Source organism: Janthinobacterium sp. NKUCC06_STL (assembly GCF_019345455.1).
GTDB classification, from domain to species: Bacteria; Pseudomonadota; Gammaproteobacteria; order Burkholderiales; family Burkholderiaceae_D; genus Janthinobacterium; species Janthinobacterium rivuli.
On record NZ_JAHKQY010000002.1, the window covers coordinates 436,380 to 460,699 of the forward strand.

Consider the following 24,320-nt stretch of genomic DNA (forward strand, 5'->3'; position numbering starts at 1 on the left):
CGCCTTGTCCAATAAAATCCGAATGGAAGCTGATACATGTCCACTAAACCAGACGAATTGAACCAGCGCATCGGCGCCCGGGTGCGTCACGAGCGGGAAAACCTGGGCTGGTCGCTCACGGACCTGGCGGCCCGCTCGGGCGTATCGCGCGCCATGGTGCACAAGGTGGAGCGGGGCGATTGCAGCCCTACGGCCACTTTGCTGGCGCGGCTCTCGGGCGCCTTCGACCTGAGTATGTCCGAGCTGATCGCCCGCGCGGAAATGCGCGAGGGACGCTTGCTGCGCAAGCTTGAACAGCCCGTGTGGGTCGACCCGCAGAGCGGCTATGTGCGGCGGCACGTGTCGCCCGCGTCCGACATGCCGCTCGACCTCGTGCATATTACCTTGCCGCCCGGCGCCGTGGTGGCCATGCCGGCCGCCGCCTATGTGTCGCGGCGGCAACTCATCTGGTCGCTCAGCGGCAGCCTCGTGTTTATCGAAGGGGAGACCCGCCACGTACTGGACGAGGGCGACTGCCTGGAGTTGGGGCCGCCCGCCGACTGCGTGTTCAGCAATGAAACGGCCTCCGCCTGCACCTACGCCGTGGCGGTATTGAAGAACCGAGATTAAGCCAGTGCCGCCGCGCGCAGCTGGGCAATGAAGGCGCGCGCGGCGGGCGCCTGTTCGTGGCGGCGGAAGGCCACGGCGATTTCCGAGCTGATCTGCGGCCCTGCCAGTTCGCGAAAGCACACGCCAGGCAATTGCACGCTGGCCATCACGGAATGGGGCACGATGGCGCAGCCGACGCCCAGCGACACTTCCGTCAGCACGGCCACCAGGCTGCCCGGGCGCGATACCACCTGCGCCGCAAAGCCGCCGCGCCGGCTCACTTCCAATGTGCCCAATTCCTGTTCCGGCACGATAAACGCCTGCTGCGCCAGCGCGGCCGGCGCCGCCACATCAAGCAAGGCCAACGGGCTGTCCGCCTGCACGGCCAGCACGAAACGGTCGCGCAGCAAGACCACGCTGTCGATGCCTTCCGGCAAGTGCAGCGGCGGGCGCACGAAGGCCAGGTCGACCCGGCCCTGGTCCAGCAAGCCGGGCAGGGTATCCATCGCGGTTTCGCGCGCGCCGATGTGGATGCCCGGATGGCTGGCGCGAAAGCGGGCGAACTGGTCTTGCAGCACGCCGGAATACGCGGCCGAGGCCACGTAACCGATTTCCAGCCGTCCCAGTTCGCCCCGTCCCGCCCGCCGCGCCACTTCCTGCGCCTGCGCCAGTTGCCCCAGCGCGCGCGTGGCTTCGATGACGAACAATTCTCCGGCGGCCGTCAGGGACACGGCGCGCTTGCTGCGCTGAAACAGCCGCGTGCCCAGCAGCAGCTCCGTTTCCTGCACCTGCTTGGTCAGCGCGGGCGGAGAGATGCCCAGCTCGGCGGCCGCGCGCGCAAAATGCAGGCTGTGCGCCACGGCCAGCACACAGCGGAAATGCCGCAGTTCCATGTCTTTATCTGTATTCACCATCAGTAAATTATAAGGCAGCTGTCTTATAACAGGAAGTAATGCAAGCCTGCTTAAAATACAGGCATGAAAAATACCAACTGGACCTTATACACGTGCTCGGGCGTGTGCGCTCTGATCATGCTCGACACCAACGTCGTGGCCGTCTCCTTGCCGTCGATCGCCCGCTCGCTCAACGCCAGCTTTGTCGATGTGGAATGGGTGGTCAGCGCCTACATGCTGGCGTTCGCCTCATTTTTGCTGCCCGCCGGCAGCATCGCCGACCGCCTGGGGCGGCGCCGGGTCATGCTGTTCGGCCTCTCCGTGTTCGCGCTGGCGTCCCTGTTGTGCGGCCTGGCGTGGACGCCGTTCGTGCTCAACGTGGCGCGCGCCATCAAGGGACTCGGCGCGGCGCTGCTGCTCACATCCGCGCTGGCCGTCATTGGCCACACGTTTCACGCGGAAAAGGAGCGGGCGCGCGCCTGGTCCGTGTGGGGCGCAGCCATGGGCGTGGCCATGACGGTGGCGCCCCTGCTGGGCGGCCTGATCACGAGCGCCATCAACTGGCGCTGGATTTTCTATCTGAACCTGCCCGTCGTCGCCATCCTGATGTGGTTGGTAAGCAAACACGTGGACGAGTCGAAGGATGCCTCCAACGCCAGTTTTGATCCATTCGGCGCGGCATTATTCTCCGCCGGCCTGTTCGCCATCATTTGGGGCTTGATCGACGCCAGCGTGGCGGGCTGGTCCAGCCGCGCCACCATGCTGCGCTTCGCCACGGGCGCGGCGCTGCTGGCCGTGTTCATCGTCGTGGAACGGCGCCAGCGCGCGCCCATGGTCGATTTGTCGCTGTTCGCCCGGCGCGTGTTCGTCGGCGCCGTGCTGGGCATGTTCGGCTACGCCATCGCCGCGCAAGTGATGATGACCTTTTTGCCCCTGTATTTGCAGAACGCCTTCGGCTTTTCCGCCGTGCTGGCCGGCTGCGCCATGCTGCCGTTTGCCGTCGCCATGGTGGCGCTGTCGCGTCTGGCGCCGCGCGCCATGCGGGTTCTCGATGATCGCGGCATTCTGGTGACGGGCTTGCTGATCGTCGCCGTGGGCAACGTGGCCACGGCCCTGGCCGCCTCCAGTTTGCAATATGGCTGGGTGGCGGCCGGCATGGTGGTCACGGGCGCGGGAGCAGGATTGCTCAACGGCACGACCCAGAAGGCCATCCTCGCCTGCATCCCCAGAGAACGCACGGGCATGGGTTCCGGCATCAGCACGACGACGCGCTTTGTCGGCATCGTGCTGGCCGTGGGCGCGCTGGGCGCCGTGCTGGCCATGCGCACGGCCGCTTCGTTCAACGAGCTGGCGTGGCTGCACGGCTTGAAAGCGTCGCCTGAAATGATAGGACGCATCGTCGCTGGCAACGCGGCCGAGGCCTTCGGTCAGTTGCCGCCCGCGATGCAGGCCGTGGCGCAGGAAGCGGCGCGCCACGCTTTTATCGATGGCTTTGCCAGCGTGCTCTACCTGGCGGGCGGACTGGCGGCCGTGGTGGCGGCGCTGGTGTTCGTGCTGGCGCGGCCGCAGGAAAAAGTGTAACTGTTCAGTAAGTTCCGCGTGCGCGGCCTCTGCTTGTAATATGATGCCAACGAGCAATACATGGCAATCATATAACTACCGCAGGTAATCACATGCGCAGAAAACGGATCATCATTACCAGTGTACTGGTGGCAGTCATCGGCGTGGCCGCCCCCCTGAGCCTGGCCTTCTATCTGTCGTCCGTGCGCGCCGAGCAGGGCGAGCAGGAACGCCTGCGCCTGCTCGCCGGCTACGCGCTCGAGCGCGCCCACCGTTCCATCGCCTCGGCCAGCATGGCCCTGCGCAGCGCCGATGCGCTGGACCTGGCGCCGTGTTCGGAAGCGCATATCCAGCAATTGCGCCGCATCACCATTACCACGCGCAGCATCGACGATATCGGTTATGTGGAAAACGGCTTGCTCAAATGCACGTCGAACGGCATCGAGGACGAGCGCATCGCCATCACGCCCGCTGACTTCACGCTGGACAATGGCATGGGCCTCGATTTCAACCTGCGCCCCGTCGTCAGCGGCGGCAAGCGCATGGTGGGGCTGTCCTACCGCGCCCATAAGGTGCTGATCGATCCCGTGCGCTTTTCCGACGTCATCGTCGACAACGATATCCAGATGGCCGTGGCCATCGGCAAGGGCGGCGTGCTCGACACCTTGCACCATCCGGACCCGGCACTGGTCAATACGCTGCTCGCTGGCACGGGGGCGAAGGGCGAGCTGGCGCACGACGACAGCATCCATGCGATGCTGTACCGCGATGGCTTGACGGCCGTCATGATCGAGCCGCGCAGCAAGCTCAGCGAGAGGCTGCGCCGCGAACAGCTGCTGCTCTTGCCGCTGGGCCTGTTGATGGCCGCCTTCATCGTCGGCATCGTCGTGTGGCTGTCGCGCCGCCGGCTGTCGCTGCGCGGCGAGCTGGAAACGGCGGTCGAGCGACGTGAATTCTTTGTCCACTATCAGCCCATCATCGCGCTCGACACGGGCGTGTGCGTGGGCGCCGAGGCGCTGATACGCTGGCGCCGCCCCGACGGCAGCATGATACGCCCCGATCTGTTCATCCCGGTGGCCGAGGAGGCCGACCTGATACTGCCGATCACGGACCAGGTCATCGATTGCGTCATTGCCGACATGCGCGCCGCGCTGCTGGCCGACCGCGAACTGCACATCGCCATCAACCTGTGCGCCAGCGATATCGAAACGGGCCGGGTGCTCGACGTGCTGGAACGCGCGCTGGACGGCACGGGCATCGAGGCGCAGCAGATCTGGCTGGAAGCGACGGAACGGGGCTTCATCAACGTGGAAGCGGCCCGCGCCACCATCGAAAAGGCCAGGGCGCGCGGCCATGCCGTGGCCATCGACGACTTCGGCACCGGTTATTCCAGCCTGTCGAGCCTGCAAAACCTGCCGCTTGACGCCCTGAAAATCGACAAGTCCTTCGTCGACACCATCGGCACGGACGCGGCCACCAGCAGCGTCACGCCGCACATCATCGCCATGGCCCGCACCTTGAACATGCTGATCGTGGCCGAAGGCATCGAAACGCAGCAGCAAGCCGACTATCTGCTGGAGCGCAAGGTCGAATTCGGCCAGGGATGGCTGTTCGCGAAAGCGCTGCCGGCCGCGGAATTCCTCACCTTTTACCGGGCGCGCCGCGCGCCATCGTCCACATGAAACAGCCACGCTTTCCCTATCCCTTGCAGCCGCTGCGCGTACCGGGCGGCTGGCACATCACCGTCAACACCCTGTTCGAGGTAGAAACTGGCCCCGAGACCATGGAATGGTTCAGCAGCGCATTGCTGTTGTGGGGCAGCTGCCGCGACACCGGTTACTGCTTCAATTCGCATTTCGAGCCGGAAGACGATCCGCAGGGCGAATTCGTGCTGGAGATGGGCAAGGTGGCATATGACCGCCACGGAAAAATCGTCCAGGGCAGCGACGCCTTCCTGGGCGAGTTTCGCACGCGCAGCAAGGCGGAATTTGTCGCCCGGGTCGAGCAATTCATGCAAGACCCGGCAGCGTGATTTTTACGGCTTGCGCGGCAAGACGACGTCCTGCCCGCCTTGCTTGAGCACGGCGCTGGCGATCTTGCCCGCGGCATCGCGCGTAAACGCCAGGTCCGCATCGATGGCGCGGAAGAAGAATTGATCTTTCGCGCTGGCAAACAAGGGCGCCGATCCCATGCCCGTGCCGGCCGCTTCCAGGCCATTCTTGCCCAGGGTTACCGTCAACGTGAAATCCTTGTCCAATGGATACTCGCCCACGTACTCGGCCAGCGCGGCGCGCGGCAGCGCGATGGCCGCTTGCGGCTTCTTCAGCGGCGGCAGCGGTGTGCCGGGCAGCAGGGTGGACAGGCCCAAGGCGTCGACGTCGCGCGCCGTGTTCGTCAGCACCATCACGCCCCGCTTGCCGTCCGTTGTGAACGCCGCATAACTGGCGTAGCCGCCCGTCTGGCCGCTGTGCCAGGCGTAGCTGTGGCCCTGTTTCTGCTCCAGCAGCCAGGACAGGCCGATTTTCGTGTCGCCGTCGGCCGCCAGCGGGCGCTGCGGCAGGATGGCCAGCGCATACGGGCGCAGCGGCTTGAACATATACGCTTGCAGGTAGGCGATCATGTCGCGCGCGCTCGAATACACGCCGCCGGCCGGCGCCACCACGTTCAAATCCCAGGCCGGTGTCGGCTCGCCCGACAGCAAATGGCCGGGCGCCAGGCGCGCCAGCATGCCGTGCGTGGGCTGGTTCGAAGTGGAACGCATGCCGAGCGGCACGGCGATGCGCTTTTGCAGCAGCGCTTCATAGCTGCTACCCGCTTGTGCGGCCAGGGCCGTGCCCAGCACGGCGTAGCCGATGTTCGAGTAGTCAAATGCCGTGCCAGGCGCATGCGGCAGGTGGTAGGCGGCGAGAAATTGCCGCTGTTTCGCTTCCGTGTAGTCCGCATACGGGTTGGCCGTATCCTTGGGCGCGAAGTTGTCGGGCAGGCGCGGCAGCGAGGAATAATGCGTGGCCAGGTCGAGCAGGCTGATCTTCTTGCCGTCGAAGGCGGGCACGGTATAGCCTGGCAATAAAGTGGCCACCGGCTCGTCGAGTTTGACCTTGTTTTCGGCGACGGCGTCGGCCAGCAGCAAGGCCGTCATGGTCTTGGTGACGGAACCGATCTGGTAGACGGTGTCGGCGCCCGGTTTGATGTGCTTGCCGGCGTGTACGCTGCCAAAGCCGTAGACGGCGCTGTCCTTGCCGTCGATCACGGCGATGACGATGCTCGCGTGCATGCCCGTGCGCGTCAGTTCTTCCGCGCGCTGGCGAACGGCGTCGTCCAGCACGGGGGCGGCCAGTGCAGCGGTGCCAGCGAGGCAAAGGGGGAGGAGGGCGAAAGTGGGTGTCATGGGGAAACCTTGTCCAGGGTGGATCGAATGCGCGCCGGCCCTTGGAGAAGGTGGCTGGCATGCCCGGTGCAGGATACGGCCCCAACATGAAGGCTTCCTGAGGTTTATGGCATTTTTGTCAGTATGCCAAGGCTTGCGCTTGCGCATTTTTCAGCCATGGGCGCGTCCAGCAAACCCGCCAGCTGCGCGCGCATGTCGGCGGACATGCATTGCAGCAATTCGCCGCGCCGACGCGCATCGGCGCGTTTCTTCGACGGCACGGCGGCCAGCTCCGGCGCCCGGTAAGCCGCGCAGGGCAAGTGATAATTGCCATCGCGCATGCGCAAGGCGTGCAATTCCTGCCACACATGGTCGTAATCGGCCGCGATATGGCGGCGGCGCCGCGCATTCAGGGCGATGCGGTTGTCATTGCTGATCAAGAACAGGTTATTGCAGGCAAAAAAATCGCCGAAATCGCGCAAGGCCGTCACCATCAGGTTTTTCGGGCGGCAACCGTGCAGCGCCCGCGTGGCTTCCTTGACGGCCAGCTTGCCCGCTTCCGAGCGCAAGCCTTGCAGCGCGCCCAGCTGCAGCGAGACGCCATCGGCGCGCGGCAGGAATAAAAAACTGGCCAGGTAGAATGGCTGGCCGTCGCGCGTCAGGCGCAGGCACAGTTCGCCTTCGCGGTAGCTGTCGTGGATGGCCGTCAGCTGCAAGCGGTACAGCGCCCCATCCTTGCCGTCAAACGCGGCCAGCACCACCGCTTGGCGCGCGGCCCGCTCGACCAGGGTGCGCGCGCCCGCTTGCCACAGGAAACGGTAATGCCCTTCCAGCAAGGCCAGGCGATCCGTGCAACCGAGTTGGCGCGAGGCGTACGGGCGGTAGATCTTGAAGCGCAAACAAGGATGCAGCTGCGCCAGCGAATTCAGGCCTGGCATGCTGCCCAGGAAGGCTTGCCAGCGCGTGCGCTGGCGTGGAAAGAAGAGGGCGCCCAGCGCCGCTTTCAGCCGGTGTCCGCTGGCACGGTGGGGTAGGGCGGCGCCGTGGCGCAGGGATAAAGCGATGTCAGTCATGGTTCAGCCGGAAAATGGCAGGCGCTGCACAATGAGAGCCTTGCCAATCTGAATGCTACGTGGGCCGGGTGAATTTCATATTAAGACGCTGTTCCACCCATATTTAGAGGATGACAACTAAACATTTGCCTTTTAGTAATACTGGCGCTTATTCTCCCTGCTCGCCAACCCGATGACTGATGCCTTTCATGAACCACCGCCAATTGCTTGTCATTCCCATGCTGCTTGCCTCACTGGCCGCCCACGCGCAAGACCGCACGGCCGATCCCTTGGGGCCCTTGGCCCAATGCATCAATCGCAGCGAGTTCCAGTTCAGGCAGCAGGACCGCCTGCCCGCACACGTGACGACGCGCAGCGTCAAGCTGGCAACGGGAGAGGGGCAGGTATCGGTGGCCGACGGCTATCGGCTGATGCTGTTCCACAAGAGCAGTTTGCCCTTCGTGAACCTGAAGATCGAACGCAGCGCTGAAGGCAGGTTTGCCGCCGACCGTGACACGATCCTGGCGCAAATGCAGCAGATGTCCGCCAACAGCAAGCCGCCACAGCTGGTGCCGCTGGAAACGGACACGCGCCAGGGCGTGGAAGTGCTAGGATTGAATAACCCGTATGTCACGCAATCGTCCGGCGTGATTAGTTTATACACCTTGCTGCATGCCGCCAGCGGGACGGTCGCCACCGCCTACCTGCTCAATCAGCCGGCAGACAAGCGGGAATTCGCGACGGATGCGCAGTACCAGGCTTTGCGCGACCAGTTCCTTGCCGCGCTGGTTCCCTGCATGGCCAACCCAGCGCAGTAAGGCGCGCGCGCAGTGAAGGAGATGCCAGCCATGAACGAACCGCGCACGCCGCCCGAAGATGTGGCGGAGAATGCCGCCTCCGCCGCCAGCCAGCTCGATGCGAAAGTCGCCTCGCTGGCGCACTGGCGCGGCAAAATCCTGGCCAGCGTGCACGCGCTGATACGCGCCGCCGTGGCCCTGAACACGTCGACGACACCACAACGGACCACTACTTGAGACATTATCTGTATATCTGGCACGACCCGGCCGAGCGCATGCTGGTCGCTTCCGGCATTGAATTCAAGGATTGTATTGTTGCACTCGGCAAGGCGGATGGCATCGTGCTGCGCAGGGGCAGTGCCGGCACGCTCAAAAAGCCTGCCGCCTGGCAGACCTTGATGCGGCAGCAATTGCCAGCCCTGGCGCACGAAGATATCCATGCCTGGGGCAGCCATGCCTGGGCCGATTGGCAGGGTGCACCGCCCGCTTCCCCGGATGCGAACGTGGCCGCGATGCTCGGCCACCATGGCGCGCTCGCGCCGCTGCAAGCCTTGCGCAGTCGCTTCCTCGCCTTTGCCCACGACGACGGCTGGTATCTGAAACTGTTTTATAGGGCATGGGATGACGCTGCGGCCTTGCTCGCTGGCGCCATCGCGCCAAGCCTGGGCACGCTCGACATGGAGGCGCTGCAACAGGGAGCCGACGGCTACTGGCTGCAAGATGGCGTGCTCCAGGTGGAGCTGAAAACCCATGATATCGACAGCGTGCTGAACCGCCGCCTGTAAGGAATGGATAACGCGCCAGCCATGTGCCTGATTCGACCTTTCGCCAGCGGGGACACGCAGTCCTGCACCGCCATCCTGGCCCTGGCCGGGCGCGACGCCTTCGGCCCGGTCGCCGGCAGCGCCGTTTTCACGGCAGCGACGCAGGGCGAAGCCATCCTCGTTGCCGAATCCGATGGCAGCGTCACCGGCTTTGCCGCCGTGTACACGGGCGACGCCCCGGAGTACTTCCTGCACCATTTGTACGTGCACCCGGCGTATAGCGGCCTGGGCATCGGCGCGCACCTGCTGGCGGCCGTCGTGGCCCGTTTCGGTCCCCGCCTGAGCCTCAAGACGCAGCTGGCCAATACGGGGGCGCGGCGCTTTTATGCGCGCGCGGGCTGGGTCGAAGACGCGGCGGACAGCGGCGTGGACGCCATCGGCGCGTGGGTACGGGTGCGCTACCGACGGTAAAGAGTGCGTCAGGGCTGCCTTGAGGGCGTCCTCGAGCTTATCGTAGCGGGCGTCGATGCCGCGCTGTCGTGCAGCGCCAGGCGCGCCGCCATGCCGGCATTGTCGCGCAACAAGCCGTCGCGCTCCTGCGCCCATGCTTCCATTTTCTGCTGCGATAGTTGCCCATTTTCCGCCAGCATGTCGAGCTGGCGGTCTTGCGCGGCCAGCGCCACCTTGGCGTCGTTCAGCGCCAGCAGGGCCGTATCGAGCTTGGCCAGCAGGGCGTCGGCGGACGCGGCCGCCTGCAGGTATTGAAATTCGAACTGGTCGCGCTCGGGACGCACGGTGGCCAGCGCTGCCCGCTCGGCGGACGCTTCGTCAGCCAGGCGCGCGTGGTCGACCTGCAGCTGCGCCAGCCGCATGTCTTGCTGCACCAGGGTGGCTTGCTGGCCCTGCAAGCGCTGCTGCAGCTGGGCGTTTTCCTGCTCCAGCCTGCTTTCCCGCTGCTGTGCCTGGGCCCGTTCCTCGCTGCGCTGGGTGGCGGCCGCTTCCTGATAATGGTCGAACTGCGAACGCACCTGCGCCAGCTGGCGGTTGAGGGCGGCGATGTCCTCGCCCCGGTCGGCCAGGCGCTGCGTCAGGCCCGCGTTATCGCTGTGCAAGGTGGCCAGGGTGACGGCGCGAAAATGGTGTTCTTCCTTCAGTTGCGCCAGTGCGTGCTGCGTGGCGCGCAATTCCTGGGTGAGGGCGGCGCGCGCCTCCGTCAGTTTCAATCGTTCCATTTCCGTCTTTTTCAGCTTGTCCAGCACCGCATCGAGCTCGGCGCGATTCTGCTGCATGCCCGTTTCCAGCTGCTGCGCCACGTCGCGCTGCTGTTTTTCATAGACGCCGCGCATCGCTTCCATCAGCTCTGCCGGCAAGCCCGCTTCCGTTTTGACGGCGCCCGCGCCCTGGAACTCTTCCTTCCAGCGCTTGAGCAGGGGAGCGATGGTGCTCTTGCTACCCGTGCTGCCCAGCGCTTCGCGCACGCTGTCGACCGTGGGATTGCGCCCATCGGCAGCGACGATTTGGGCTGCTTTCATAACATCAGAGTACAGAATGCCGGTGCGGGCCATAAAACCACCTATGAGCGAAATTTAGTAACGTATTACATGATACGTAATATCGCATACTATTACGATATAAATTTTTGCTTTCTTTGAAAAAGATAAGTCCCGATAAGATTGCTTATCGCGTGTTATAGGGGTGTTTGGCATGCTATTCTGTGTGTCTCCCAGTACAAAACCGCGATTTCGCCGCCGCCATGCCTGATTTGCCCCTCTCGAAACGCCGTGCCGCCGTGGCCAAAAACACCGCCATCGCCAGCGCGCCATTACACGGCGCCCTGATCGATGCCGAGCTGGCCGCGCGCCACCAGGCATTTCTCGCCGCCGCCACCTCGGACAACACGCGCCGCACCTACCGTTCCGCCATCCGCCACTTCCAGTCCTGGGGCGGGGCGCTGCCTGCAGATGAGTCCACCGTCATCCGTTACCTGATGGCGTATGCGGACAGCCTGAACGCGCGCACGCTGGCCCTGCGCCTGACGGCCCTGTCGCAATGGCATGTGTACCAGGGTTTTGCCGACCCCGCGTCCACGCCCACCGTGCGCAAAACCCTGGCCGGCATCGCCCGCCTGCACGGCAAGCCAAAGAAAAAGGCCAAGGCCTTGCCATTGGAAGATATGGAAACGATCGTGTCCAGACTGGCCGCGCTGGGCAAGGTCAAGGCCTTGCGCGACAGCGCCTTGCTGCAGCTGGGCTTTTTTGGCGGTTTTCGCCGCAGCGAACTGGTGGGATTGATGCTGGAAGACGTGAGCTGGGAGCCGCAGGGCATGGTCATCACCTTGCCCCGCTCGAAAACGGATCAACTGGGGGAGGGCATCGTCAAGGCGATCCCGTTCGGCGACGGCGTCTGCTGTCCGGCCACGGCCTTGCGCGCCTGGCTGGCCGCGGCGCACATCCGCACGGGCCCGCTATTGCGCACGGTGAACCAGTGGGGGCACGTGGGCGCGAAGGGATTGCACGCGAGCAGCATCAACACGATACTGGAGGGCTGCGCCAGGCTGGCGGAGCTCGATTACGTGCCGGAACTATCGAGCCACAGCCTGCGCCGCGGCATGGCCACCAGCGCCCACCGGGCCGGCGCCGATTTCCAGGCCATCAAGCGCCAGGGCGGCTGGCGCCATGACGGCACCGTGCATGGCTATATAGAAGAGGCAGGACGCTTCGAGGAAAATGCGGCCGGGAGTTTGTTGAAGGCGAAGAAGAAGGCGGCGGCCTGAGGCGCCCGACGACACCGTGCAGCGGAGCGCCAGTTGACCGATTGTTATCCCACATTCAACTGATGACATACCCCAGCAAATACAGTACAAACGTAAAGACTGCCAGCAACAAGAGTCTGCTCAGTTTTTTAGATGTGGTCACGCCGGGCTTTGCGCTAAGCCATCCCGTCACCATAAAAATGAACGATGGGCCAAGAAGATAGGCGACAAGCGCGGCAGTGACCCACCAGGATACCGAACACGGCCCTATTTCGTAGCAAGCGCTGGAGTCGTGGCGCAACAGCTTGACATGAAACCAGAACGGCAGGTGACTGCCAGCGACCGTTGCAGCCCAGCTTGTTAGCAGTCCAGCAATAAGAAACCCTACTGATAAGCCGATACGTTTCACTTGACCTCCCAAAACAGGATGAGGCTTGCGTTGCTCAAGTCCGAGTAACCAATCGAGGTGCCGGGAATATGAGCACTTGATACGCCAATTCTTCTGCCCACCATCGCGATGAAACCTTCAGCGCCAGAGACCGTCATTCGCTTGCCATTCCAAAAATCAATATAGCCTCCGCTTGCGCTGTCGGGTGCTTCCCCATCGCGAGTCCAGTCAGCATGCAACATGATGATAGCGGTGCGCGCCTTGACCTTGGATTTCCACTCCTTGCCGGTGACGTCCTCGGGCTTATTTGGCAAGCCGCAAAAGGCTGTAGTTTATTGAAGGCGAAGAAGAAGGCGGCGGGCTGAGGGCGTCCGGTTGAATGGGTGACTGGGTTTATTCCGGCAATTCCGGGATGAGCAAAAGATCGAAATATTGCTCGCGCAGCTTGGCGAGCCGCGCCATCTGCGGCGGAACAGGACGCATCTGCAAAGCCTCCCGCAGGTATTCCAGGCGAGACTCTGCATAATCCCGGTGTTCCTCATCGGGTTTTATAAAGTAGTCGATTGCCTGCTCCTCTTGATATACCAGCTGCTCGAGCGAGTACCAACCGACGTAGTAGCCCAAATTAAAGAATTCCTCAAAGGACTCGGCGATCACTACGTTGTTTTCGTCTGCGGATGGCAGAGTCATTATGATCGGCAAAGTTCCGTTAGTGGATACAAAATCTTTGAGATAACTGTAATGGACACCGTCCCCGCCTGTGCTTGCAAAGGGAACGACGTTGGTAGGGGTGCACCAGTATTGCTCTTCTATTTGAGGCATTTCCAGGATAAGGCCACAAGGCTCGAAGACCATATCGGCGGAAGTTTCAAACTTAATTGCGGCAGCATCAGCGACTTGATGCAGTTTTTCAAGCTGAACGGGTAGTTTCATATTTTTAGGCCCAACCTGTTAGACATTGCAAAACGACGAGTTAGCATGGGCGCCTGCGATGTAGCATCTCATGCTGTCGACTCAAGGATCCAGCATGGTTGAGTGTATGGCATTGTTGCATCTTCGGCAAGCAGGAGATATGCATGCAGCTTTGTGAGGCATTTTGGGGCAGCAGACGCTGCGCCAACCCCGTCTTGCGGTGCGCGGGAAGCACACCGCCCAGCCAGCGATACAAAAAGCCATCCTCATCCGCATTCCCAGCTTACAGCCTAGGGGCTGGCCGCAGCGCACATCCTTTCAGGGCCGCTTCGAGAAGGATGCGGCCGGCAGTTTATTGAAGGCGAAGAAGAAACCGGCGGACTGAGGCCGCCCCAAAAAAGCATTGCGCTTGAAAATCAGGGATGTTGCTGCTTGTAGAGAAACCAGGTCAAGACTGCCATGATAAACAGCGAGAATAGCACGCTGATACACACTATCCGCGTTGCGTGATGCTTTCCAATCACTATCCCCAGGAGCGCGCTCCAAGCTATGGGCAAGGTCGCGTAGATGACGATCGACACGACCTTCAGCAAGTTGGAGCATGATTCGCGGCAAATATTGGTCTTGGCAACGACCTCAAACGCATGAGGCAGCATATCGAAGGCGATGCCAACCAGTAAGCCGAGGACAGCAATCTTTTTAACCATCGTTTGACCTCGGGCAGAATGGCTCAGTGTATGGCGTTGTTGCTCCCATGGCAAGCCTGCAGCACACGCCAGGCTTCCGCGATGCTGCCGGGCCGTATCATGCGGCCGCCTGCTCCCGCGGGCGGATGATCATGCAGGTGGCCGTCGCATGCGCGTACACTTTACCGGCTTCGTCGCGGATAGTACCTTCGGAAATGACCAGGTTACGTCCCGCATTGATGACTTTGCCTTCGGCGTAGACCGTCACGTTGAAGGGCAGGGGACGGCACATCTTGATGTTCAGGTCCGTCGTGCCGTAGCTTTCGCCGGCTGGCAAGACCGTGTGCGTGGCGCAGCCCGTGACCGTGTCGAGCACGGTGGCGGCGAATCCGCCATGCACGCCACCCATGGGATTGGTGTGCGTTTCATTCGCCGTGGCCGTGAAGACGACGCGGCCATGCTCGACCGTGTGCGCATCCATGGGCATGGTCTTGGAAATGCCGGGCCGTGGAAACAGGCCTTGCGCGAAAGCTTGCATCAGTTGCAAGCCGGTCATGTCGTTGGGATGCATGGGTAACTCCTGTGGTGGTGGTGTGGGGGTGGGTCAGACGTCCTGCGCAAAACGCAGGCGCGAGGCGTGCAGCAGGAAGCGAGCGACGACGGCCAGCTCTTCCTCGCTGAAACCCGCTTTCAGTTGTTCATTCAGGCTGTCGAGCAGGGGCAGGGCGGCGGCCAGCACCTCGCCACCCCTGGGCGACATGTGCAGGGTGCCGGCGCGCGCATCGAGCGCCGACTGGCCGCGCACGATCAGGCCGTTTTCTTTCATGCGCGCGACCAAGCCCGTGACGGCCGAGTTCTTCAGTTGCAGCGCCCGCCCCAGATCCTTCAATTGACAGCCTTCTTCGCCCTTCAGTGCGAACAGGGCGACGACTTGCGTGCCGGAAAACCCCAGTTCGCTGGTGAAGACGGCGTCTGCCGAACGAAACAGGTTCTGCCGCGCCAGGTTAAGCAGATTGAACAGGCGCGGCGAACGTTCGCCCAACGGGCAGGCTGCGGCATCGGGGACCTCTGAAGTAGGAGAATTATTGGTACGCATACGAAGTATACTACTACGTATGCGTAATAAATCAAGCGTCAATTGCTAGTCGCGCTGGTGGCGCCCGATGTAGCGTGCGCGTGGCCGTATCAGCGCCGCGCTGGCGGCCTGCTCGGCGGCATGCGCGATCCAGCCGGCCGAGCGGGCCAGGGCAAACACGCTCAATGCTGCGCCCTCGGGCCAGCCGAACGCCAGCTCCATGGCCGCCAGTGCCAGATCAGCGTTCGGACGCGCATCGAGCAGTTCGCCCGCCACCGCGCACGCCGCCAGGATGGCGCGCAACTGCGGATACGCTTGCGACAGCGCCGACAGACGGTCCAGCAGATACGCGGCGCGCGGGTCGCCCAGCGGATACAGCGGGTGGCCAAAGCCGGCGAATTCCGGCGTAATGCTCTTGTAAAAGGCGTCGATGCTATCCCTGGCGTCTGGCGCGGCCAGCACCTGCGTCAACATGCACCTGGCCGCCGCGCTGCCGCCGCCGTGTCTGTCTCCGGACAAGGCCGCCAATCCGGCCCCCAGTGCGGCCGGCAGGCTGGCGCCCGTCGAGGCGACGCAGCGCACGGCAAAGGTCGACGCATTCAATTCATGGTCGGCCAGCAGCACGAGGGCGGCGCGCAGCAATTCAGTCTGGTCCGGGTCCGCCTGCCACGCCTGGGCCAGTTGCTGGTGCAGCGGTAAGGCGGATGGCGCCGTCTGCAGCAGGGAGGCGGCCAGCAGGCGCATCAAGGCTGGGCCGGACTGCAGCATGTCAGCAGGCGCAGGCAGGGACGACAGCATGGCCATGGCCAGCATGGCGCGCGACAGCGGCGGCGCATCTGGCGCGCTGGCCAGTCCTTGTTGCAGGGCAGGAGCATCTTGCTGGAAATAGTCTGTCGCGTTGTCGTCCCACAGCAGGCCGGCGGCCGTCTCCAGCGTCGCGGACTCGGCCAGCGCCGTCGCATCGCAGCCCCGGTACAGCAGCCGGCCATCGAGAATGTGGGAAATCCGCGTCTCGAGCACGGGCAAGCCCCAGTGCATGGCGGCCACGGCCGTCTGGCCGCCGCGCTTGGCGTCATTTTTGCGCGCTGCCAGGCGCAATACCTCTTCCTGCGGATAGCGCTTGCGGCGCGAATCTCCCTTGCTGACGGAAGCCAGCAAGCCCCGGCTCACGTAGGAATACAGGGTGGGCAGGCTGACGCCCAGGAGGCGCGCCGCGTCAAGGGCGGATAAGTCGTTTTTCATGGCGGCGATTGTATCTGTATATTGATTCGTAGAATCAAGATTGACGGGCCGGGCAGCGCGTCACTAGACTCATGCCTTTGCAGGAGTCCCCATGAGTACACACACGATTCGCACCCTGCGTCCGGACGATGCCGCGCCCTTGCTGGCCTTCGAAGTCGCCAACCGGGCCTGGTTCGAGCGCCATATCGACCGGCGTCCCGATACTTTTTACAGCGCTGACGGCATCCAGGCGCACGTCGCGCAATTCCTGGACGAGCACGCACAGGGCCGCATGCACCCCTGCGTCATCGTCGACGAACACGGGCAATTGATCGGCCGCGCCAACCTCAAGGACATTGACCGGCAAGCGCAAATGGCCGAAGTCGGCTACCGCATCGGAGAACAACAAGCGGGCAAGGGCCTGGCCACGGCCGCGCTGCACCACCTGATCGCCCTGGCGCAAGACGAGTGGCGGCTGGCCAGTCTGTGCGCCTACGCTATCGACGGCAATGCGGCCTCGATCCGCGTGCTGGAACGCTGCGGTTTCGTGCAGGGAACGGCCGTGCCCGATATTGCCATCGTGGCAGGCAAGGTTGTCGATGGCCATGCCTATGTGCTGGATTTGCGGGCGGCTGGGGTAGACTATGCCCTGTGATAAATAAACAAAATTGACAGATATGAATCGCGAAAAGCCCCAGCACATCATCGTCATCGGCGCCGGCATCGTGGGCGCCTCGCTCGCATATCACTTGGCCAGCAAGGGTAAAAAAGTCACCGTGGTCGAGGCGGGCGGCATCGCTTGCGGCGTGACGGGTACGTCGTTTGCCTGGATTAATACGTCCTGTGCCGGGATTGACCCCATTGCGGCCCTGCGCGGCGGCGCCATCGCGGCCTGGCGCCGGCTGGAAACGCAGGTGCCCGGCTTGACGGTACGCTGGCATGGAGCCTTGTCGTATGGCACGCAGGATGGACGGGTGTCGCCCGAGTCCCTATTGATAGACCGCGCGCGCATCACCGAGCTTGAACCGCGTCTGCGGCAGCCGCCGGAACAGGCGATCTTTGAGCCGGAACAGGGCGCGCTCGACGCCGTTGCCGCCACACACGCCTTGCTGGCAGCGGCCCGGGTGCTGGGCGCGACCATCCGCACGCATACGCCTGTGCTGGGTTTTGTGGTCCAGGACGCGCGGGTGACGGGCGTGAAAACGGCCGCTGGCCTCATGGAAGCGGACGTGGTCGTGCTGGCGGCAGGCACGGGAACTGCTGCGCTGGCGGCGATGCTGGGCGCCAGCCTGCCCATCCACGCCTCGCCCGCCATTTTCATGCGCTACCAGGCGCCGCCGGGCCTGGTGCACGGCATTATTTCCAGCCATGCAATGGAAGTGCGGCAAGGCGAGGACGGCACCATGCTGGCGGCGGAAGATTACCTCGACGACGCGCCGGAAAACCAGCCCGCCGCCATGGTGCAGCGCACGGCCAGCGCGATCCGCAATGAACTGGAAGGAGCCGAGGCCATCGCGCCAGAATTCGCCGGCATCGGCCTGCGTCCCATGCCGGCCGATGGCGTGCCCATCGTCGGCTACTTGCCCCAGGTCGAAGGCGCGTACGTGTGCGCCATGCATCCGGGTGTCGTGCTGGCAGCCATCGTGGGGCAGCTGGCCAGCGAGGAAATCGTCACTGACAAGCCCGTGTCAGCCCTGGAGGCTTGCCGGCCTGCGCGCTTTCTGGCGTGCTGATTCCTACGGCACAGGCACCACGAACACGGGCAGGACGAATGGCGCTGCCTCCTGCTCATCGTCATTCTCCGATGGTGACTGCATATAATGTTCGTTGCGCCAGTCCCCGTTCACCACGCGCTCGGCGATCAGCGCCAAATCCTGCGTTTCGCGCAACTCGCAACGAAACGGCAAGCGGCCATGCGAGCGCGACACCAGGCTGTAGCGCAACTGCCGGCATTGCGCATCGTGCCAGCAATAGAACAGCATGTCTTCGCCAGCGAGTGCGCTACTGCGCGCCGCGATCACCTCACCAATGAACTCGACGATATCGGCCGCATGGATCTGCGGCGTTTCCTCGTCCGTGGGCGAAAAGCTCCACATATTGGTTCGGGCTTCGTGGTTGATGTCGTCGGGATCAATTTCCACGGCATCGTCTTTTGCCATGGCGAGCCAGTTGTTGAGGACAGCTGATTGAATCATGTAAAGCTTTCAGTACTTATCAATATTTATTTATGCATCGCCGGCTTGAGTATGCCGACGCATCCATTCATCGGCCACATCGCCCATGGTTTTGGCGGCGCCATCGCGTATCCAGGCCATGAGATCACGGTCCAGTCTGAATCCGGGGCCGCACTGATCCAACAGGAAGCGCCTGACGTTTTGCGTGTTTTTATAGTGGGCGTCGACGCTTGTTTGCCGGGTAATGACGCTACCGTGCCAATCGAAATTCATGCTGTTTCCCTTGAATGTACAGAGCGTGCCATTCTAGATCATGGGTGTCCAGTCGTCTCACCCCCTTGGCCCATCGAGCAACAACTCCGCCAACCTGGTCGTCAGCCACAAACTCGTCTCGCTGAGTTTTTTGCCGTGAATCGACAAGCGCCGCACCGGCAGCCGCGACAAGGCCAGCGCAGGGCAGGGCACTTCCTGCAGATACCCCTTGTAATTGTCGTAATTGGCGATGTTCAGGGGCAGAATTGCCCAGCCCAGCTCGTCCGCGACCATTTCCGCGATGCTGTAGAAACTGTCGGAAAACCAGACGGCGGGGCTGAACGCGTGTTCGCGGTTGAGCTCAGAATCCATGATCAGCTGGCGGTAGCGGGTCAGCTCGTTGCGGCTGACTTCCTGGCCGTGGGCCATGGGGTGGCCTTTGGCCACGAACACGCCTTGCGCCACACTGCCGATGTGCTGCTGTTCCAGCACGGGAGAAATCTGGCCGCGGTCGAAGTGGAAGGCCACGTCGGCTTGCTGCTGCTCCACGTATTGCGCCACCTCGGACGCCGTGGCGTTGAGCATCACCAGTTCCAGCGCCGGGTAGCGCGCCGCCAGTTCCTTGACCAGGGTGCCGATGGCCAGGTAGGGCAGGGCTTCGTCCAGCGCCAGGGTCAACTGGGCTTCGGGCGCCTCGCTCAGCAGTTGGGCGCGCAGCTGCAATCGCTCGGCCTGGCGCAGCAGTTCGCACGCTTCCAGGTGCATCACCTTGCCCGCTTCCGTCAGTACGGCGCTGCGGCGCGAGCGGTCGAACAGCTCCACGCCGAATTCCGCTTCCAGCAGCCCGATCGAGGTGCTGACCACCGATTGCGCGCGGCCCAGCCGGCGCGCCGCGCCCGAGAAAGAGCCTGCCGCGACGGCCGCTTCAAAGTAGCGCATTTGTTCCAAAGTCCATTGCATGGCATCCACCTATCTGTTTTGCAGATGGATTTTAACTTGAATGCCATTCAGGGGCGACATAAAATGCCTTTCATTGTCAATAACACGAGATCCGCCATGAAAAACGCCCAGGCCAATTCACCCGCCATCAGCTTCAGCTGGTGCCACGACGCCACCGCCGAAGATACGCTCTGCAAGCTCTACCTCGACAACGTCAGCGCCGACTATATCTCCCATTCGGAGCTGCAGGGCGAGCGCGCCGATGCACCGGGCAACTGGCGCGCGGACTTGCCTGAGGTCATCCGTGGCGAAATCCGCGCTGCCCTGTCGCATGACTGGGCGCATGGCGATTCGACCCTGCTCGCCGTTGCCACGTCGGGCGAGACCATCGTCGGCATGGCCTTGGTCTCCATCGACACGCGCCAGCGCGCTTCGAAATCGTTCGCCGCGCTGGACGACCTGGTCTTGCTGCCTTCCGTGCGCGGCAGCGGCATCGGCAGCCAGCTGGTGGAGTGGGTGGCAAGCGAGTTGCGCAACCACGGCATCGCCCGTTTGTTCCTCGAATGCGGCGCGCACAACCTGACGGCGCAGACCTTCTTCCAGGGACGCGGTTTCAAGCAAGTGTCCGTCGTCATGCTGCGCGAACTCGACGCGATGACCTCCGCCGTGGATGACAAGGATGGCGACCGTGGCTGACGCCCGCCGCCCCCGACAAGCCCAGGCCCGTGGCAGCCTGGAACGTAAATATTTGCGCAGCACCCGCTTTATCCAAACAGATAGTTGTTAAAAGTTACACTAAATCCAAGAGTTGTTTATGCATCCAATGAAAAAATGGCTGACGCTGGCCATCGTCTCCAGCGCCTTGTTCCTCATCGTGGTCGACATGACCGTGCTCTACACCGCCTTGCCCGCGCTGACGCGCGACTTGCAGGCCACTTCCTCGCAAAAACTGTGGATCATCAACGTGTACGCGCTGGTTGTCTCCGGTCTGCTGCCCGGCCTCGGCACCCTCGGTGACCGCTTGAGCCACAAACCCGTTTTCCTTGCCGGTCTGGCCGTGTTCGGCATCGCTTCGCTGTGCGCCGCGTTTTCGCCCGCGCCGGAATGGCTGATCTTTGCCCGCGTGCTGCTGGCCATCGGCGCCGCCTTGATGATGCCCGCCACCTTGTCCATCATCCGCTTGACCTTTACGGATAACCGTGAGCGCTCGTTCGCCATCGGCGTGTGGGCGGCGATTGCCTCCGGCGGCGCCGCGTTTGGCCCCGTGCTCGGTGGTTTCCTGATGGAACATTACTGGTGGGGTTCCGTCTTCCTGATCAACGTGCCCATCGTGCTGCTGACCCTGGTGCTGGCCGCCGTTGTCCTGCCGAAACGGGCCGGTAACCGTGACAAACCGTGGGACTTGAAGGGCTCGCTGCAAATCATGATGGGCCTGCTTGGTGGCGTGTATGCGATCAAGGAACTGGGCAAGTCGCAGCCGTCGTATGCGCTGGCCGCCTTTGCTTTCGCCGTGGGCGCCTTCTTCATGCTCAAATTCGTGCGCCGCCAGAAGCGGCAAGCCAAGCCGCTGATCGACTTCGCCCTGTTCCGCGAACTGCCGTTTTCCAGTGCCGTGGCCGCCGCCATGGTGGCGTCCGCCGCCCTGATCGGCATGGAACTGGCGCTGAGCCAGCACATGCAGCTGGTGCGTGAGTTATCGCCGCTGGAAGCGGGTCTGTTGTTGTTGCCGCTGCCGCTGGCGTCCGTGTTTGCGGGGCCGCTGACGGGTTTCATGCTGCCGCGCGCCGACAAGGCCAAGGTGTTGTGGGGTTCGCTGTTGTTGTCCGGCATCGGCATGGCAGCGTATCTGGTGCTGCATGACGCCGCCGTCTCGGCGCAAGTGGCCAGCCTGGTGATCCTCGGCCTGGGCCTGGGTGCCGTCATGACGGCCGCGTCGAGCGCCGTGATGCTGAACGTGGCTCCCCAGCAAGCCGGCATGGCCGCGTCGATCGAGGAAGTGTCGTATGAACTGGGCGCCGTGATCGGCGTGACGGTGCTGGGCACGATTATGTCGGCCGTCTACAGCGCCACCCTGGTGATTCCGGAAAGCGCTGGCATCTTGCCGAACGCCCACGACACCCTTGATGCGGCGCTGCTGGCCGCCGAGCAATTGCCGGCCGAACTGGGCTTGCAAGTGTCGGAACTGGCCCGCTCGGCCTTCGATAAGGCGTTTATTGTCGTGCTGGCAACGGCTTCCGCCATCCTGATGGCGGCCGCAGCCACCATCCGCCACCTGCATCTGCGGGCGCGCCGCGCAGTTTAATGGTTCAACGCTGCAGCAACGGCGCCACCTTGTCGCGCAAGACCGTCCATTGGGCGTCGTGCACGGCCTGGTTGGGGTCGTGCCCGGCCCGTTTCACCACGGTAAAACCTTTGGCCGGCGCCGTGATGCTGTCAAAGTAGGTGCGCGCGATGACGGGCGAGGTCAGCAAGTCCGCTTCGCCCATGATGAAAAACACGGGCAAGTCAAAGCGCGTGCCCAGCGCGGGCAGGTCGACCTTGGCGAACATGCCGTCGCCGCGCAGGCCGATGAACTGGATGTACGAGTAGTCATCGGCCGCCTCGGCATCCGCCAGCGCTTGCGGCGTGGCGTAGAACGGCGCCGGCTGCCACCAGTGTTTCGGTGGCGGATCCGTTGCCAATCCTTCATATTTGCGGTCGAAGCGGCGCAAGATGCCGAAGTTGCGCGGATCCGTCCATGGCGGCGCACCGAGCGCCGTCAGCTTGTCCACCGTGGCGGTATCGCCAGCCGCTTGCGCCAGCGCCATCACTTCCCGGTACATGCCGGTCTCATTGTCGCGCGCATTGACCACCTGTGCCGTGCCGATATACGCGTGGAACAGGTCGGGGCGTGCCTTGGCCATGTGCACGCCCAGTATCGATCCCCAGGAACTGCCCATCAAAATGACTTTCTGCTGGCCCAGATGCTGTTCGATATAGCGCGCCACGGCGATGCCGTCGTCGCGCATCTGTTCCACCGTCAAGGTCATGTCTTCCGTCGGCTGCTGTTTTGCATACGTCATGCCGGCGCCGCGCTGGTCCCATTGCACCAGGGTGTAGTGGCGTTCCCAACCGGCGTAGATGGCATCCGCATACGGACTCAGCGCGTTGCCGGGGCCGCCATGGATGAACAGGATCACGGGATTGCCGCAGGCGGCGCCCGTGACCGTGATCCATTGCGCGATGCCGTTGATGGGCACATAGCCTTGTTCGCGCACGGCCTGCGTGGGCGAGGCACACGCAGGTACGGGAGCCGCTTGCGCCGTGTTGAAACAAGTTAAGAGCAGCAATGCCAGGCCTGTGATGCGCATATCGTCCTCTTCTATATAGTGGGAAAACTACAGCGTGCAATCCTGCGCCGGCTTGCCGGCAATAAAGCGGGTGCTGGCCTGTTCAAAGCAGGCGGGCGCCGTCCATAAAATGAAATGCGGGGCGTTCCGCACGGTGGACAGGGCCACCTTGCCGGCCTTGCTCTGCGTCAAAGCCTGCACTTGCGCCTGCGCGCCCGCGTACGGCGTCTTCGGGTCCAGCGTTCCCTGCAGCACCAAGGTCGGCGGCATTTTCGCCGGCAAGGCGCCGAAATAAGCGTCGCGCGGGTAGGTCGGCAAGCCGCCGCCCAGCAGGATGCGGGGCAGGGGACTGGTAAACAGCAAGTCCGCCTCATCGCGGTCGATGTCGGCGGCGGCCCAGTTGGGGCGCAGCGATGGCTGCAGATTGTTTTCCGAATTGCTGATGATGCTAACCAGCGGAATCGACAGCGGCGACTGGGGATAGCTGCCCAGGCTGGCTGCCGCCTGCGTCAAGGTAACGCGTACGGACGCCAGTTCCGTCTCGCCGCCATGGTCCAGCTCGCGCAGCAGATACGGAATGCGGACACGGGCGTTTGGCACGTCAAGCATGCCGCCCAGGAAGTTTTTCAGGTTCTTGCCGGGAATTTTTGCCAGCAGGGCGGGGTCCGCTTGCGTCTTGTCCAGCACGCGGCGGTACAAGGTCGCGGCCGGCTCGGCCAGTGCTGCATGGCAAGCCGCATCCGCGTCGCATTCGGCCAGCACCTGCATGCCGACCGTGTTGACCACGTGCGAACGCTGGCTCAAATCCCAGCGCGCATCCGTTTGCGGTGGCACCAAGGAGTCGAAGATGACGCCCTTGACGGGCAGCGGTCCCAGCTGCAAGGTGCGCAAGACCAGTTGCGTGCCATACGACACACTGTATACATAGGCGGGCGGCTGTTTGCCTTTGACCTTGCGTTCGCCTTCGATCAGGGCTTGCAAGTCGCGCGCCGCCATCGTGATGGAAAACTGGCCCGCGTATTCCGGTACAAGGTTGAGGCCGGCAAAGCAGCTGCCCCATTCGGCGCCCGCCAGCGCGCGGCCGCCGGGGCTTTGTTCCGACTCTTCCACCTTGCACAGGCGCGAAGAATGGCCCGTGCCGCGGTGGTCGGGGATGAGGAATTCAAAGCCGGGAAAGCTGCGGCGCAAGGTGGGCAGCAAGCGGTAGAACGAGGCGCCCGATTCGCCGGGACCGCCCGCCACCAGCCACAGGGTGCCTTTGGCGGGTTTGCCGGCAGGTACATCGGCGGCAAACTTGCGCACGAAGACGTGCATGGCGTCCGTATCGCCCACGGCGCGGCCCTGGTCATCGTAGCTGCCGGGCACGTTCAAGCCCGAGCACAGGCTGCCGGGGGCGGCCGTATCGGAGCAGGGGGTGAAGAACATCGGTTCGGCATGCAAGGATGCGCTGGAAAGCAGTACAGCCAGCAGGGTCAGGCGGGGCAGTAAGGTCATCGGCTACTTTGGCGGCTGTGGGGAACAGCTGCCAAAGTAGCGTTTTTTACACCAATTGTCCAGATGGAAAGTTTTCC

Annotated in this window: 29 protein-coding genes; 13 read left to right on the forward strand and 16 right to left on the reverse strand. The window is 63.2% G+C overall.

The window, feature by feature from the left end:
* The first annotated feature begins 36 nt into the window (after positions 1 to 36).
* Positions 37 to 609 (forward strand): XRE family transcriptional regulator, encoded by a 573-nt coding sequence (locus KO539_RS10865; protein WP_219309163.1) that lies wholly within the window; start codon positions 37 to 39, stop codon positions 607 to 609.
* Here KO539_RS10865 and KO539_RS10870 read toward each other — a convergent pair.
* Positions 606 to 1,481 carry a LysR family transcriptional regulator gene (locus KO539_RS10870; protein ID WP_219309165.1) on the reverse strand — a complete coding sequence of 292 codons (876 nt, stop codon included), beginning with the start codon at positions 1,479 to 1,481 and terminating at the stop codon, positions 606 to 608. The genes KO539_RS10865 and KO539_RS10870 overlap by 4 nt on opposite strands.
* Positions 1,482 to 1,565: 84 nt before the next feature.
* Here KO539_RS10870 and KO539_RS10875 point away from each other — a divergent pair, with 84 nt between their 5' ends.
* The 3 genes from KO539_RS10875 (at position 1,566) to KO539_RS10885 (ending at position 5,073) form a co-directional block, all read left to right on the forward strand.
* Positions 1,566 to 3,062 carry an MFS transporter gene (locus tag KO539_RS10875; protein ID WP_219309167.1) on the forward strand — a complete coding sequence of 499 codons (1,497 nt, stop codon included), beginning with the start codon at positions 1,566 to 1,568 and terminating at the stop codon, positions 3,060 to 3,062.
* 92 nt (positions 3,063 to 3,154) lie between these two features.
* Complete coding sequence (locus KO539_RS10880) at positions 3,155 to 4,723, forward strand: EAL domain-containing protein (RefSeq protein WP_219309169.1); 1,569 nt, start codon at positions 3,155 to 3,157, stop codon at positions 4,721 to 4,723.
* Positions 4,720 to 5,073: a hypothetical protein gene (locus KO539_RS10885; RefSeq protein ID WP_219309171.1), complete on the forward strand. Its 354-nt coding sequence runs from the start codon at positions 4,720 to 4,722 to the stop codon at positions 5,071 to 5,073. The genes KO539_RS10880 and KO539_RS10885 overlap by 4 nt, the downstream gene beginning before the upstream one ends.
* 3 nt (positions 5,074 to 5,076) lie before the next feature.
* Here KO539_RS10885 and KO539_RS10890 read toward each other — a convergent pair whose 3' ends face one another.
* Positions 5,077 to 6,429 (reverse strand): serine hydrolase, encoded by a 1,353-nt coding sequence (locus KO539_RS10890; RefSeq protein WP_219309173.1) that lies wholly within the window; start codon positions 6,427 to 6,429, stop codon positions 5,077 to 5,079.
* Between the two features lie 104 nt (positions 6,430 to 6,533).
* On the reverse strand, positions 6,534 to 7,481 hold the full coding sequence (locus KO539_RS10895; RefSeq protein WP_219309175.1) for a DUF535 family protein: 948 nt from the start codon (positions 7,479 to 7,481) through the stop codon (positions 6,534 to 6,536).
* Positions 7,482 to 7,669: 188 nt separating this feature from the next.
* Between KO539_RS10895 and KO539_RS10900 the strand changes: the two genes are divergently transcribed.
* From KO539_RS10900 to KO539_RS10915, 4 genes are read left to right on the forward strand one after another with little or no spacing between them, the layout of a single operon-like run.
* Positions 7,670 to 8,278 (forward strand): hypothetical protein, encoded by a 609-nt coding sequence (locus KO539_RS10900; RefSeq protein WP_219309177.1) that lies wholly within the window; start codon positions 7,670 to 7,672, stop codon positions 8,276 to 8,278.
* A 30-nt stretch (positions 8,279 to 8,308) separates the two neighbouring features.
* Entirely contained in the window at positions 8,309 to 8,494 is a 186-nt protein-coding gene (locus KO539_RS10905) for a hypothetical protein (protein ID WP_219309178.1), read from the forward strand.
* Positions 8,491 to 9,042 carry a hypothetical protein gene (locus tag KO539_RS10910; protein WP_219309180.1) on the forward strand — a complete coding sequence of 184 codons (552 nt, stop codon included), beginning with the start codon at positions 8,491 to 8,493 and terminating at the stop codon, positions 9,040 to 9,042. Before KO539_RS10905 ends, KO539_RS10910 begins: the two co-directional genes overlap by 4 nt.
* A 3-nt stretch (positions 9,043 to 9,045) precedes the next feature.
* Positions 9,046 to 9,492: a GNAT family N-acetyltransferase gene (locus KO539_RS10915; RefSeq protein ID WP_219309182.1), complete on the forward strand. Its 447-nt coding sequence runs from the start codon at positions 9,046 to 9,048 to the stop codon at positions 9,490 to 9,492.
* A gap of 8 nt (positions 9,493 to 9,500) precedes the next feature.
* Here the strand turns inward: KO539_RS10915 and KO539_RS10920 are convergent, their stop codons facing one another.
* A complete protein-coding gene (locus KO539_RS10920; RefSeq protein WP_219309184.1) occupies positions 9,501 to 10,553 on the reverse strand; it encodes a DNA-binding protein in 1,053 nt (350 codons plus the stop codon).
* A 221-nt stretch (positions 10,554 to 10,774) separates the two neighbouring features.
* Between KO539_RS10920 and KO539_RS10925 the strand changes: the two genes are divergently transcribed.
* Positions 10,775 to 11,794, forward strand: a complete 1,020-nt coding sequence (locus KO539_RS10925; RefSeq protein WP_219309186.1) for a tyrosine-type recombinase/integrase — start codon at positions 10,775 to 10,777, stop codon at positions 11,792 to 11,794.
* A gap of 55 nt (positions 11,795 to 11,849) precedes the next feature.
* Here the strand turns inward: KO539_RS10925 and KO539_RS10930 are convergent, their stop codons facing one another.
* The 7 genes from KO539_RS10930 to KO539_RS10960 form a co-directional block, all read right to left on the reverse strand.
* Positions 11,850 to 12,182: a hypothetical protein gene (locus KO539_RS10930; RefSeq protein ID WP_219309188.1), complete on the reverse strand. Its 333-nt coding sequence runs from the start codon at positions 12,180 to 12,182 to the stop codon at positions 11,850 to 11,852.
* Positions 12,179 to 12,475 (reverse strand): T6SS effector amidase Tae4 family protein, encoded by a 297-nt coding sequence (locus tag KO539_RS10935; RefSeq protein WP_219309190.1) that lies wholly within the window; start codon positions 12,473 to 12,475, stop codon positions 12,179 to 12,181. The genes KO539_RS10930 and KO539_RS10935 overlap by 4 nt, the downstream gene beginning before the upstream one ends.
* Before the next feature lie 79 nt (positions 12,476 to 12,554).
* A complete protein-coding gene (locus tag KO539_RS10940; RefSeq protein ID WP_219309192.1) occupies positions 12,555 to 13,094 on the reverse strand; it encodes an SMI1/KNR4 family protein in 540 nt (179 codons plus the stop codon).
* 395 nt (positions 13,095 to 13,489) lie between these two features.
* Positions 13,490 to 13,780, reverse strand: coding sequence for a hypothetical protein (locus tag KO539_RS10945; RefSeq protein ID WP_219309194.1), 291 nt, complete (start codon positions 13,778 to 13,780; stop codon positions 13,490 to 13,492).
* A 97-nt stretch (positions 13,781 to 13,877) separates the two neighbouring features.
* The gene (locus KO539_RS10950) at positions 13,878 to 14,330 is read right to left on the reverse strand and encodes a PaaI family thioesterase (protein ID WP_219309196.1); all 453 of its coding nucleotides are present in this window, start codon (positions 14,328 to 14,330) and stop codon (positions 13,878 to 13,880) included.
* A gap of 33 nt (positions 14,331 to 14,363) precedes the next feature.
* A complete protein-coding gene (locus KO539_RS10955; protein ID WP_219309198.1) occupies positions 14,364 to 14,801 on the reverse strand; it encodes a MarR family winged helix-turn-helix transcriptional regulator in 438 nt (145 codons plus the stop codon).
* A gap of 99 nt (positions 14,802 to 14,900) precedes the next feature.
* On the reverse strand, positions 14,901 to 16,076 hold the full coding sequence (locus KO539_RS10960) for a citrate synthase family protein (RefSeq protein WP_219309199.1): 1,176 nt from the start codon (positions 16,074 to 16,076) through the stop codon (positions 14,901 to 14,903).
* Between the two features lie 91 nt (positions 16,077 to 16,167).
* Here KO539_RS10960 and KO539_RS10965 point away from each other — a divergent pair, with 91 nt between their 5' ends.
* Together KO539_RS10965 and KO539_RS10970 are read left to right on the forward strand one after the other, a co-directional pair.
* Positions 16,168 to 16,710, forward strand: coding sequence for a GNAT family N-acetyltransferase (locus KO539_RS10965; protein WP_219309200.1), 543 nt, complete (start codon positions 16,168 to 16,170; stop codon positions 16,708 to 16,710).
* A gap of 22 nt (positions 16,711 to 16,732) precedes the next feature.
* Complete coding sequence (locus tag KO539_RS10970) at positions 16,733 to 17,788, forward strand: FAD-binding oxidoreductase (protein ID WP_176390153.1); 1,056 nt, start codon at positions 16,733 to 16,735, stop codon at positions 17,786 to 17,788.
* Between the two features lie 3 nt (positions 17,789 to 17,791).
* Here the strand turns inward: KO539_RS10970 and KO539_RS10975 are convergent, their stop codons facing one another.
* The 3 genes from KO539_RS10975 to KO539_RS10985 are packed head-to-tail and all read right to left on the reverse strand — an operon-like array spanning position 17,792 to position 19,441.
* Positions 17,792 to 18,250 (reverse strand): hypothetical protein, encoded by a 459-nt coding sequence (locus KO539_RS10975; RefSeq protein ID WP_176390152.1) that lies wholly within the window; start codon positions 18,248 to 18,250, stop codon positions 17,792 to 17,794.
* 30 nt (positions 18,251 to 18,280) lie between these two features.
* Positions 18,281 to 18,502 (reverse strand): DUF6434 domain-containing protein, encoded by a 222-nt coding sequence (locus KO539_RS10980; protein WP_219309201.1) that lies wholly within the window; start codon positions 18,500 to 18,502, stop codon positions 18,281 to 18,283.
* Between the two features lie 57 nt (positions 18,503 to 18,559).
* Positions 18,560 to 19,441: a LysR family transcriptional regulator gene (locus tag KO539_RS10985; protein ID WP_219309202.1), complete on the reverse strand. Its 882-nt coding sequence runs from the start codon at positions 19,439 to 19,441 to the stop codon at positions 18,560 to 18,562.
* A gap of 96 nt (positions 19,442 to 19,537) precedes the next feature.
* On the opposite strand from KO539_RS10985, the gene KO539_RS10990 reads away from it, so the two are divergent.
* Both KO539_RS10990 and KO539_RS10995 read left to right on the forward strand, forming a co-directional pair.
* Positions 19,538 to 20,116 (forward strand): GNAT family N-acetyltransferase, encoded by a 579-nt coding sequence (locus KO539_RS10990; RefSeq protein ID WP_219309204.1) that lies wholly within the window; start codon positions 19,538 to 19,540, stop codon positions 20,114 to 20,116.
* A gap of 127 nt (positions 20,117 to 20,243) precedes the next feature.
* Positions 20,244 to 21,722 carry an MFS transporter gene (locus tag KO539_RS10995; RefSeq protein ID WP_374106399.1) on the forward strand — a complete coding sequence of 493 codons (1,479 nt, stop codon included), beginning with the start codon at positions 20,244 to 20,246 and terminating at the stop codon, positions 21,720 to 21,722.
* Positions 21,723 to 21,726: 4 nt separating this feature from the next.
* Here KO539_RS10995 and KO539_RS11000 read toward each other — a convergent pair whose 3' ends face one another.
* A complete protein-coding gene (locus KO539_RS11000) occupies positions 21,727 to 22,770 on the reverse strand; it encodes an alpha/beta fold hydrolase (RefSeq protein WP_219309207.1) in 1,044 nt (347 codons plus the stop codon).
* A gap of 27 nt (positions 22,771 to 22,797) precedes the next feature.
* Positions 22,798 to 24,243 carry an alpha/beta fold hydrolase gene (locus KO539_RS11005; RefSeq protein WP_219309208.1) on the reverse strand — a complete coding sequence of 482 codons (1,446 nt, stop codon included), beginning with the start codon at positions 24,241 to 24,243 and terminating at the stop codon, positions 22,798 to 22,800.
* Positions 24,244 to 24,320: the final 77 nt, after the last annotated feature.